The sequence below is a fragment of the Bacillus paranthracis genome, from assembly GCF_024296885.1.
Classification (GTDB): Bacteria; Bacillota; Bacilli; order Bacillales; family Bacillaceae_G; genus Bacillus_A; species Bacillus_A paranthracis.
Genome location: NZ_CP101135.1, coordinates 2,567,799 through 2,579,928 on the forward strand (window position 1 = coordinate 2,567,799; position 12,130 = coordinate 2,579,928).

Sequence of the window (12,130 nt, forward strand, 5' to 3'; positions counted from 1 at the left end):
ATAAGAAAAAGGTAGCATGAATAACTCCATGCTACCTAAGATACTAAATTTCTATTCTTCTAAAGGATTTTTAGGACCACAAAGCTCCAATTGATAAAAAGCTAAATCTAGCCACTTATTAAACTTATAACCAGCTTTTTTTATTGTCCCTGCATGAACAAATCCATAGTTTTCATGTAAGGCAATACTTTTCTCATTTTCTGCGTCAATTCCAGCAATTAAAGTCATATATTCTCTTTCTTTTGCAATTGTGATCAATGCTCTCATCAAAGAAGTTCCAATCCCACATTTTCTATATTCCTTATCAACATACACAGAATGCTCAATTGAATATTTGTAGGCAGGCCAAGCTCTAAACGGACCGAATGTCGCAAATCCTACTACTTTATTATCTAGTTCGTATACAAAAATCGGATAACCATCAGCCTTTTTTTGTTCATACCAATCTATTCTATTTTCAAGGGTTACGGGTTTATACGTATATACAGCAGTTGTATTCAGTATCGCATCATTATAAATATCTAAAATGTATATTACATCTTTTTCCGTTGCTTCCCTTATCATCCTTTTCTTCCTTTCATATACGTTCTCTTTTTAACTACCTATTTGTTACACGAACACTAGCTTTTCGAAAGCCATCATAAATGTTTAATGCAGCAGATAAAACGTAAATGAGAATACCCCCACCAATTAGCCACTTTTTAAGTTCTTCCGGAGAAATAGTGAACACATTTGCCACAAACGTAATAAATCCATCGGTAAATATGTGCGGATTTACTACAATTATAATGAATACTATCGTTCCAGCTATTTGGAGAATAGTATTCCCGATTGCCAATCTTTTCGTCCATTGTCCCTGTACTAACTTATAAAGAGATATCGCTATTTCAAAAACAATTATCATCACAACGATTGGCCAATACTGAAGTAACACATCTTGATTAAACGTTGGCGCGACAAACTTCAATCCACTTCCCGTACCACTGTATACACCAACGAGATGATTCGCATAAAAATAAAGTGTAGCCCATATTGCCGTCCACATTAACCCTCCAAAAACTTCAAACTTGGAGATTGCTTTTTTCTTCGGAATATACGAAATGTTTTTCAAATCATCTGGCGTCCACTTTTTTAAACTTGTCGTCAACGGCTCGGTATCTTTGTTTTTATCCGTTCTTTCTAAAATAGCAAATACGAGTGTTAACCAGAAAAATACATGGAGGGCTACTTCAAAAATTTCTCCAATGCCTTTACCTATTACTTGTAAAATAACATTTAATACTGCTTGATCACCAGTATAACTTAAAAAATTTTCTGCAACCATTGCAATGAGTGCAATAACAACTGCAATTGGAATGATCATTTTTAATAATGTCGTATATACATCAAAATAACGTGGTCCAATTAAATGCATCGGTCTATCCAAATATCCATTAGCTAATGAAACCGGACTCCCCAATTTTTCAAGAACCCTTTTTTCATCATCTTCATTATAATCATCAGGCAACATATCCTCAATTGTTGACCGTAGCTCAAGAATAATATCTTCACGATTTTTTTCAGGTAATCTCTTCGCTACTTCCTCGACATAAATATTAATCAAATTCATTCTTGTCCTCCTCCTTTAATAAGTTATAAAGTTCTTTCGAATCCTTTATCCATTCCTTTCTCAACTGCTGGAATATCTCTAATCCGTATTCAGTTAAAACATAATATTTACGAGGTCTACTCTCTGTTTTATCCCAACTACTCGTCACTAGCTCTTGCTTTTCTAACCGGCGAAGTAGTGGATATAAAGTACTTTGATCGATTACGATTCCTGATTTCTCTAATAATTGGACAAGTGAATATCCATACTGCGGCGTTCTTAATTGGCTTAAAACTGCTAATGTTAATGTACCTCTTCTTAGCTCAGTAATTAATGAATTTAATAAAGCATCCATATATTCACCTCATTTTCATTACTATATGTCATACAGTATATGTTTTATACTATGTATCGTACAGTATTATGGTGACAAAAACAATAATTATTTACTAAAAAATGGATAATAAAAAGCACAAACTATATGATTTGTGCTTTTCTAGCTAAATTATAAGTTTATAACATTCTTATCTTTGTACCTATAGTAAGATAAACTCTCCGTTTTCTTTAGGTAATGTAACAACATCTACAATCGCATCAACATTAATTACTCCATATACGTGCGGATATTCTTGACCGTTAGAAGCAGGTTCATATTTTGTTTCTGCTGTTAACAGAGTTGGATCAATTGTTAGTAATAAAACATCTTCTTCATAAACGAAATGTTTTTGAGCAACGTTTAAAGCTTGTTCTAAAGATGAACAGTGTATAAACCCCTCTTCTTTTAGTGAAACTTCATTAATCTCTCCATTTATCTTTGCGATTTCCCAATTTCTCTTTGTTATGACTTTTGTAATCATTATCATTTCTCCTATTTCTTTATAAAAACAAGAGGCTCTTCTATTCATTATTAGAAAAGCCTCTTGAATTTTTATTTCTTAATTAACGGAGATGCTTCCCCACTATGGAAAATCCATAAATCATGAAGTGATCTCGTACATCCGACATATAGTAACTTTGCATCGTGTTTTGTATTTTTGTAATGTTCTTCATCAACATCAATTAGTAGAACAGCGTCAAATTCTAGCCCTTTTGCCAAGTATACAGGTACAACTGAAATACCACCTTCATATTTACTTTGATCTGCTTCAATGACGTTTACAGCTACTCCTGCCTTTGTTAATTTCTCATATATATCGCGACATTCATCGTCTGTTCTTCCTATTACCGCAATTGTTTTCACATCATCATTTTGTAAATGTTTTAACGTCTTCATAATCTCATTAAATTGATCTTCTGCTTGAATTACTTTGACCTCTTCACCACTACGAAAAACTGGTGTCGCAAGCCCTACTGGAATCTCGGCATTTTTAATTATTTCGTTCGCAAATTCAATAATTTCTTTTGTAGAACGATAGCTTCTCGTCAGTTCATAATAGCCTGTTTCTTGGAATACTTCCTTAAAAGCACTCCAATCTTCAATCCCTTGGTAATCATAAATCGCTTGAGATAAATCACCTAATATAGTGAAAGAATTACCTAATGTAATTTCTTTTAATACATAAACTTGGAATGGTGAGAAATCTTGCGCTTCATCAATAACGACGTGATGAAACTTTTGTCCAATTTCAATACCTGTGATGCGATGATGTATGTATATTAAAGCGGGTAAATCTTCTACATACACTTCTTTTTTACGACAACTCTTTTCGGTTTCTTTCACAAGTTCTTCAGGTAATACTTCGAGTATTTCTTTACTTTTCAATATTGAACTATATATTGAAAGTGAGCTCATTTTCGGCCAAAACTTCATATAACTGTTCAATCTCTTTGTCGCTTCTTTTTTTAATAATTTCTTCTCGTTTGTTTCTCCATACTTTTTCAGTTCAATTTCAATCCAGCGTTTCATACGGCCAACTAAACGTTCTCTTCTTTTCTTTAATGGATAATGTTTATACTCAACTTGCATCCATTTTTTTATCTCTTCCAATGGAATAACAGCGTTATCCCATGCCTCAAAATTACTTGTTGGTACTAGTTCTTTTTCGAATTGAACCATTTGCTCTTCAATAAAGGACTTAAATTTTAGCGTACCTTTCAATTTACCAAGCATAACCTTTCTTTCATCACGATTAATAGAAAAGGCTTCTTTCAATTTTTCATCTGTCTGCTTTAGTTTCACCGAATCATCTAACGTACGTAATGCCCAGTCCGGAAATGTTGTTTGACTAATATTCCCGACACCTAATTCAGGAAGCACACTCGAAATATAGTCTAAAAACAGACTATTCGGAGCGAATACAATCATTCTTTCAGCTTCTAGCTGCTCACGATATTCATAAATTAAAAAAGCAAGGCGATGTAAAGCGATCGTTGTCTTTCCGCTCCCTGCAACCCCTTGAATTAATAATGGCAAGTTTCTTTCCGCACGAATAATATCATTTTGCTCCGATTGAATCGTCGAAACAATATCCTTTAGTTTATTATCTTTATTCTCACCTAATCGATATAGAAGAAAATCATCGGCATGCGAGACATCTTCATTTCCTTTTACATATGTATCAACAACACGTTCTAATTCTCTTTTTCGAATAGAGATATTTCGCTTTAAATAAACATCACCTTCTACTAATCCATCCGGTGATTGATAAAACGCTAATTCTTCACCGCCGGTAAATGAATAAAACATACTTGCGACAGGTGCCCGCCAATCAATTACAATTGGCTTCATCGTATCTTTATGTGAAACACCAACTTTACCGATGTAAATCGGCATAACTTCTTCCTTGCCATCCTCTTGAAAATCTAATCTACCAAAGTACGGTTCTTGTACCCCAATACGTAAGTTTTGTCTATTAGACTCCCTCATACTTTCAAGAATTTGCTCTTTAAAATCATCGCCGTAATAAACTGGAATTTTTTCAAGCTGTTCTAATTGATCATCCATCGTACGTAATGTATCTTTCATTTTTTGTAACTCTTCTTCAAAAATGTTGTTCATTTGATGATTCCCTCCTGTCCGTTCTAATTTTTCAGTCGAAATATAATTGTATTAAAAATCCAATTATAAAGTCAAGGACTTAGTTTGTTTTTTCTGAAAAAACTTACTTTTCACCTTTCTAATATTGAAATTCCAATGAGATTTTTACATGATAAGAATAGATAACATCTAAATCATACAACTACACATATAATAAAGTGATTTATACAAAAGCCGCTATTTTCTATTGATTAAAAGGACTTTATACTATCTAACTAAGTTTCCCTTACATACTCTCCAGCTTCTTTTCTAGTTATCTATTATTTCATTGATAAAATACCCAAGGTCACAAAAGTCAAAAATAAGAGTAAAGGAGTCTATTGAAAATGACTGCTACCAAAAGAAAAACCCTTAAGTTACATTTACTTATTTTTGTGTTCATTGTATTGGCAAGTGGCTGGATTGGCGTAATTCTAGATTCTTTTCTAACAGATCAGCCTGAAGGAAACTCTTTAGGCATGGGACTGTGGCTAATATTACCTTTCCTCTCATGTATTTTCCTTAGAGTTATTAGCCGAGATTGGAATGATTTTGGTATAAAACTAAATTTGAAGGCAAACTTTAAATGGTACTTCGTTGCGATACTAATTTACCCGTTCGTTACAGTAATAACGATAAGTTTAGCACTTATTTTTGGAGTAGCAAACATAACTAGTTTTGAAATATATTCGTTATTGTCACTCATATTCATGTCTACTATTGGTAACTTTATTAAAAATATTTTTGAAGAGTTTTCATGGCGCGGTTATTTAACTCCTAAGCTCATTGAACTAAAGTTAAACGATTGGTTTATTTATATTATTTCTGGTTTAGTTTGGTCTCTTTGGCATGCCGCTTATTATTTAGTTTTTTTACCAAATGAATATTTCGAATCTATTTCAAGGTTAAATATGCTTTTATCCGGCTGTCTACTTATGGTTTCTTGGTCTATTATGTATGTTGAAATATATAGACTTACAAAGTCAGTATGGCCATGCGTTATCATGCATGCAATTGAAGATGCCGTTCCTACTGTTTTAGTTACAATAACAGGGATCATTACACTTACTAACAGCAGTGATTTTTGGTTAAACCCTATTAGCGGAGTCGTTGCTACTATTATATTTCTTGGAATTGGGATTGTACTAAGATCTATAAGAATTAAAAAAGAACGACAATTAAATACGAAAAACAGTCAATGATTCACACTATAAAAGCACAAAAGAGTAAGGAATTAATCCCTACTCTTTTTTTATTTTTATTCGATATGATAAACATTCATTTAAAGACGCTTGCTCTTTATATTTCCTCTCTTCAAAGTCATACGCTCCTCCTGGGAAAATCCCAACTATACTGAAACCAGCCTCTGCACATAAATTACTAATCTCATCTATCGTATAGCAACGTAAAGATTGTGTCACGATATCATTTGAAGAATCTGTTTCCCACCAGTGGTCCAGCATCCTAGCATTTTCACTATCATATTCATATTTTCGCATTGCAGAATAAATCGGCATTTCTTGTCCATTTGCTTTTTCCCAATATAATGGTTGATAAATATCAATAAGTGCACACCCATCATCTTTCAACCAATTATGGATTCGTTTTAATAAAACCAATTGTTCTTCATCTGTCCCTACACCAAATCCATCTAAATAACTAACAACATCAAACTTTTCTTCAAAGTTAATTTTATAAAAATCAGCGCAATGAATCTCAATATCACTAGTAGAATGTTCTTTAGCAAACATAACTAACTCTGGTACAAGCTCAACAGTAGTCATTTTTACATCCAAATTAGACATCGCTCTTGCAAAACCACCATTTCCAGCTCCTAGTTCTAACATCGTTTGAAATGGATATCCAATTTGTTCTTGGACTTCTTTCGCAACTTCCTGCAACCAATTTTCATTTTTTATATTATAGCTTAGTAATTCAAATTGTTTTTTATAAAATTCTTTTACATTTAATTCGTTCATTATTATTCTCCTCCTGTACGTTATTTTTCTACTACAGGTGAGAAACTAAATTTCTGATACCCATGAAAAATCCTCCTTTTGATTTCCCTATATTTACATTTTATCTAAATAATAAGAATTTTTAAAGTGCCAAAAATAAAAGAGCAGATAATGGACAATTCCACTATCTGCTCTATGGCTGCTATTATTTCCCTTGTTGATACTTCAACCAATCACCAGAAATGATAACTTTCTTTAGCATATTTTTATCTTGAGCGAGATACACATATGCCTCTATTTCCCTATCAGCAACATATACTGTTTGCGTGATTCTATCATATAAATCAGTCTCCGCATTACCTGTATATTCTTCTAGTTCATCTAACTTACTCAATATGTCATCATTTACTTCATAAACTTCACCATAAACCTTTTCTTCACTCGAATAAGTCATGGCTGGATAGCCTTCGTTTGTATCAAATAATTTGCCATACGTCCATGCTTTGTCTGCAATGCATATTGCACTTTGCATATAATGAGCATTCGTTTGCTCTTTTCTTAGCGTGCCATACACAAAAACGTGATGCATAAATCCCTATCTCCTTTACATGTCACTACTTTCTAATTTGTAAATAAGCACGAATCATAAAGTAACTCACTTCATTCGGAAGTTGTTCCTTAATCGATTTCAGACCACCATCAGCATTTTGCACAGCAGTTTCAATCAGTTGTTCGTATTCTGCAGGAACAAAACTGTTCCAGTCTACTTCCATTCCATCTTCAAAACAACGAATTAAATGATTTTCAATCGTTTGTCTTGATAATCCACGTTCTTTCGCAATTTCATCTAGATTAATACCTTGTTTATACATTTCATACGTTTCCAAATGAGAATTTGCTGAAGCTTTCCCTGATTTCTTCCGTTCTGTCACCACTTCTGTTTTAATAGTTTCAGCATAGTTTGGGTTTTCCTCAATAAAGTGCTGAACTGCTTGTAAGAAGTGCGAACCATACTTCACAAGCTTGTGTTCACCAATCCCTTTCACAGTTAAAAGTTCAGAATCGCTTTGCGGCATTTTTGCGCACATATCTTTCAACGTTTGGTCAGAGAAAATAACGAATGGAGGTACCCCTTCTCCTTGCGCAATTTCTTTACGTACTTCGCGAAGTACTTCAAATAAAGGATGATCTTGAACGATTTGTCTTGTCTCTACTCGTTCTTTACGTAAAACATTCTCTTTACCAAGTAACACCTCTTTCCCTTTTTCCGTTACTTTTAGTGTCGGGTAAGTACCATGTTCAACTGCAATTAGCTCGTCTGAAATTAAAAACTCAATAAATTCACTCACTTCTTTTACACTACGATTTGATAAAAGTCCGTAAGTTGGCAAAGTATGAAAATTAAATTCAATGACTTTCTTATTTTTAGATCCAGTTAGCACTTGTGCAATCATTTGTTTACCAAATCGTTGGTTCGTCCTAATCATACAAGATAAAACCATTTGCGATTCTCTCGTCACATCGATACTTTCTCGGTCGTCTGTACAATTACCGCAGCGGCCACAATCTTCTTTCGGTTCTTCTCCAAAGTATTGCAAAATAAATGATTGTAAACATTGTTCTGTATGACAGTAGTCAGTCATATTTTGCAGTTTTTCAAGTTCATTTGAAAAACGAGACTCTCCTGTCGATTGATCAATTAAAAAGCGTTGTACTTGTACATCTTGAGAAGAATAAAGCAATATACATGCACTATCTAATCCGTCACGGCCAGCACGTCCTGCTTCTTGGTAATAACTTTCCATATTTTTTGGAAGTTGATAATGGATAACGTAACGAATATTCGATTTATCAATACCCATCCCAAACGCAGATGTGGCTACCATTACACTTACTTCATCACGTAAAAAGAGTTCTTGTTGCTCATTTCGATCGTTATCACTCATACCGGCATGATATTTTGATACAGAAACTCCCGCTTTCATTAAATCCTCATACAACTGATCAACTACTTTTCTAGTAGCTGCATATATAATCCCAGATTCCTTTTGATTTTGACGAATATAATCCGCTAAATATGCATTACGATCTTGTCCTTTAATAACAGAAAATGATAAGTTCTCGCGCTCAAACGTTGTCATAATCGTGTTTTCTTGATTAATTCCAAGCGTGTTGCAAATATCATCACGAACTTGTGGTGTTGCCGTAGCAGTTAATGCTAATACAAGCGGCTTTTCTGGAAGATAATCTAATATACGGTGTATATGTAAATAACTCGGACGGAAATCATGTCCCCACTGCGAAATACAGTGCGCCTCATCAATGGCAATCATCGGGATTTTCATATCGATCAGTTGGTCAACAAACTCCATTGAATCAAGTCGCTCTGGCGCTACATAAAGTAACTTATAATGGCCCTGTTTCGCTAATTGAATTCGTTGATTCGCTTCTGTAATCGAAATAGAACTATTAATATATGTAGCTGAAATACCATTTTGTACTAATGTATCTACTTGGTCTTTCATAAGTGATATTAAAGGCGATATAACTAACGTTGTTCCTTCAAATACTAATGCGGGAATTTGATAACAAATTGACTTACCACCACCTGTAGGCATAATACAGACAGTATCTTTCCCATCTAATACATTTTTAATTGTTTCATCTTGTCCTCTTCGGAATGACGAATAACCGAAATAAGACGCTAAAAGTTCTTGTGCTTTTGTAAACAAAAAAGAGTCACCTGCTTTTCTTTATCTTTCATCTACTCCTATTATATCATCTCTTATGCATCATGAAAGTGATGAATACATGACTATCAGCCTGCTTTTTCATTATTTATGCTTCTTTACGTTTTTGAGAATGATTAGCAATTATAACGAATTTCAAAATAAATACACATTTTATTAATTCTCCTTGAATACTACTAATCTTATACATATGAATTCAGGAGGTTACTATATGAAGCACCATAATATTAGTTTCATCAAACAGAAAAGCGTATCGAACCAACCCCAATTCTCAAATAATGAAGCATGGAAATATGAATCATACTATAAGTACCAACCATTATTTTCTTATAGAAAGCTTTTTCATTTTCTTTCTCAACTTTTTAAACGTTAATACACGTGCGAAATAAATCGTTCATAATCATTTTCTCAATATGAACCTTATAGACTTAATACAATACAGTTGTTAACATATGAAATATTCTGTTTGATAACCCCCTTAAGTTGACCTGCTTATATAAGTGGGTCTTTTATTATTATTATATATTTCATAACACTACTAGATGTAATTATAAATCTTATCGCCATTTTATAATCTTAATCCACTCACTACAAATGGTGATAATCACAAAAGGTAAAATATAAATGCTTAACATTTAATTATCTAATTCTTTTTTCTCAATACACAAAACGAATTTCACTTGTTACTATAAAGGTACTCCAGATGAGTTTTTGCTCATCGACATTATCTAGTGAAAGGGATCTGCCGCGGGAAGCAGGTCCCTTTCACTTTATTAAAGACTCACTTTCATTTGGACACATTTACCAGGTTTTTTTAAGCGAATTTTATGATAATATTACGTAGTCGAGTCCGACATCTCGGCAATACCCTTTTGATGCTCTGCAACTTCCCTTGCAGAGCATCTTTTACTTTATATTCGTTTTATCTGTATATCACAATTAAAACACTCTTTTTTTAAAAATAAGCGAGGACACGTAACTAAATATAAAATCCCATCATACTTTGAGTTATACATGTTCAAAGGAGTGTTACCGTTTATGTATCCTTATTGGCAATCGTATTACTCCCCCTATCATAACCCTTATGTACAGTTTGATACATCTGTACGTAATTACCGAATTAGTAAAAACGAGAATTTTTTAAAAGGTTATATGCGTTCCTTATGGGAACAACACGTTGCTTGGACGAGATTAGCTATTATAAGTATTGTTTTTAATTTACCTGACGTAAACATTACAGTTGGGCGGCTTCTTCAAAATGCAACACATATGGGACTGTCACTTGAACCATTCTATGGTGAGGATGCAGTGAAAAAATATAGTACACTAATTAAAGACCACTTAGTAATTGCAGCGGATCTTGTTAAAGCAGCAAAAGCTGGTGATCAAAATTCAGCTACTGCTATCGAGAAAAAATGGTACGCTAACGGAGATGAAATTGTTGCGTTTCTTACTAGCATTAACCCCTATATTGATAAAGAAGCATTTAGAAACATGTTTTATGAACATTTAGCACTAACTAAGGCAGAAGCACTGGCATTCCTAAATAAAGATTATGAAGCAGGCGTAAAACTGTACGATAAAATTGAAAAAGAAGCTTTAGAAATGGCCGACATGATAACAAAGGCAATCGTACAGCAATTCCCGCAAGTATTTCAATAACAATAAGCCGATTTGAAAACCAAATCGGCTTATCGAACTTTCTAGCAATGATATTTCACCTGTCCTCTTTACATTTAACGTATATCGATATATTTTATTAATATCCGTTTTTTATAGGAGGAAATAGTTTGATTAACGCCATTGGTCTCGTATTTATACTTACAAATAAACATGAGAAAAAGAAGAAAGTTTATCTAAATGAAAAATTCGCATTAATAGACATTATTGATTCTAAAGAAGTAATTGATGATGAAGGAAACTCACTAGTAGAACTAACATGTAAATACAGTATATATTTAGATGAAAAATACTACTGTAAATCTCTTGATGATTATACTGGACAAGTCTTTCCTTTCTTAAGTGCTAAAATAGGAAAAGGAATTCTCAGAAACTTAAATTATTATTTTTCTTACGTTGATGTATACGATAAAAAACCACCGGTTAAAGAAATTAGACCACTTATGAAACAAGTAACGAACAGATAGCAAAAAATACAAAAAAGAAAGCATCTAACTCTGGATGTTTTCTTTTTTATTGAAAACTCATCAAATTTCATCCTCTTCTAAAAGTATGTATCCAAGCATATTTTAAATTAAAAACATTGGAGGATTAGACTGAATGAAATACTCAGAAACTATTGTAAGTAAACGACTACGAACGCTTAAAATGACGGGTATATTTTTCATGCTAGTATTAATAGCATGGATTGGATATACAAAATTACTTTATGAAAACGGATTTCTTCAAGAAAAAAAGAGTTCAGTAGAAGTAATGAATACTAGCATTACAGGAGAAATAGAGCAGCTTTTTCATATCAACTTACAAGGCTATCGAAAAACAAGCCTTGATGCTGTTATAGAAGCAAGTAAAACAGATCCAAGCGAACTCTCCCTAATTGAACTAGTCAACAAATCCTGCTCGCGAGATTGCATAGGCGAACCAGTCACATATGTAAACTCAAACAATGGATATATCTTTTATAAGGAATCTAATGGAACTAATGTAGCTATAACGATTAAAAAGAAAGACACATGGTTAGTTGTAAAGCAATCTGTTCAAGATGGAATATAATCACCCAAAAAAAGAGTACGTATCGTACTCCTTTTTATTATTAATACCTTTCCTCTTCATGCCTACAATGGCATTTCGCTTTTGT

12 protein-coding genes are annotated in these 12,130 nt (G+C 33.2%); 4 read left to right on the forward strand and 8 right to left on the reverse strand.

What is annotated here, in order from left to right:
- Positions 1-51: 51 nt before the first annotated feature.
- From NLJ82_RS13205 to NLJ82_RS13225, 5 genes are all read right to left on the reverse strand, one after another.
- Entirely contained in the window at positions 52-564 is a 513-nt protein-coding gene (locus NLJ82_RS13205) for a GNAT family N-acetyltransferase (protein WP_000617501.1), read from the reverse strand.
- Between the two features lie 34 nt (positions 565-598).
- Entirely contained in the window at positions 599-1,609 is a 1,011-nt protein-coding gene (locus NLJ82_RS13210; RefSeq protein WP_001049123.1) for an HAAS signaling domain-containing protein, read from the reverse strand.
- Complete coding sequence (locus NLJ82_RS13215; protein ID WP_000339349.1) at positions 1,596-1,943, reverse strand: PadR family transcriptional regulator; 348 nt, start codon at positions 1,941-1,943, stop codon at positions 1,596-1,598. The genes NLJ82_RS13210 and NLJ82_RS13215 overlap by 14 nt, the downstream gene beginning before the upstream one ends.
- 181 nt (positions 1,944-2,124) lie before the next feature.
- Positions 2,125-2,445, reverse strand: a complete 321-nt coding sequence (locus tag NLJ82_RS13220; RefSeq protein ID WP_000629062.1) for a DUF952 domain-containing protein — start codon at positions 2,443-2,445, stop codon at positions 2,125-2,127.
- A 71-nt stretch (positions 2,446-2,516) separates the two neighbouring features.
- Entirely contained in the window at positions 2,517-4,586 is a 2,070-nt protein-coding gene (locus NLJ82_RS13225; RefSeq protein WP_001059520.1) for a HelD family protein, read from the reverse strand.
- A 365-nt stretch (positions 4,587-4,951) separates the two neighbouring features.
- Between NLJ82_RS13225 and NLJ82_RS13230 the strand changes: the two genes are divergently transcribed.
- On the forward strand, positions 4,952-5,806 hold the full coding sequence (locus tag NLJ82_RS13230; RefSeq protein ID WP_000127499.1) for a CPBP family glutamic-type intramembrane protease: 855 nt from the start codon (positions 4,952-4,954) through the stop codon (positions 5,804-5,806).
- Between the two features lie 39 nt (positions 5,807-5,845).
- Here NLJ82_RS13230 and NLJ82_RS13235 read toward each other — a convergent pair whose 3' ends face one another.
- From NLJ82_RS13235 to recQ, 3 genes are all read right to left on the reverse strand, one after another.
- A complete protein-coding gene (locus NLJ82_RS13235) occupies positions 5,846-6,583 on the reverse strand; it encodes a class I SAM-dependent methyltransferase (protein ID WP_001004310.1) in 738 nt (245 codons plus the stop codon).
- Positions 6,584-6,767: 184 nt separating this feature from the next.
- Complete coding sequence (locus NLJ82_RS13240; RefSeq protein WP_000546574.1) at positions 6,768-7,151, reverse strand: gamma-glutamylcyclotransferase family protein; 384 nt, start codon at positions 7,149-7,151, stop codon at positions 6,768-6,770.
- Positions 7,152-7,176: 25 nt separating this feature from the next.
- Entirely contained in the window at positions 7,177-9,294 is a 2,118-nt protein-coding gene (recQ, locus tag NLJ82_RS13245) for a DNA helicase RecQ (RefSeq protein WP_000494287.1), read from the reverse strand.
- A 1,056-nt stretch (positions 9,295-10,350) separates the two neighbouring features.
- Here recQ and NLJ82_RS13250 point away from each other — a divergent pair.
- The 3 genes from NLJ82_RS13250 to NLJ82_RS13260 all read left to right on the forward strand — a co-directional run bounded on the left by NLJ82_RS13250 (position 10,351) and on the right by NLJ82_RS13260 (position 12,045).
- The gene (locus NLJ82_RS13250; RefSeq protein ID WP_000283732.1) at positions 10,351-10,974 is read left to right on the forward strand and encodes a hypothetical protein; all 624 of its coding nucleotides are present in this window, start codon (positions 10,351-10,353) and stop codon (positions 10,972-10,974) included.
- A 128-nt stretch (positions 10,975-11,102) separates the two neighbouring features.
- Positions 11,103-11,459: a hypothetical protein gene (locus NLJ82_RS13255; RefSeq protein ID WP_000606237.1), complete on the forward strand. Its 357-nt coding sequence runs from the start codon at positions 11,103-11,105 to the stop codon at positions 11,457-11,459.
- A gap of 133 nt (positions 11,460-11,592) precedes the next feature.
- Positions 11,593-12,045, forward strand: a complete 453-nt coding sequence (locus NLJ82_RS13260) for a hypothetical protein (protein WP_000877602.1) — start codon at positions 11,593-11,595, stop codon at positions 12,043-12,045.
- Positions 12,046-12,130 lie beyond the last annotated feature (85 nt).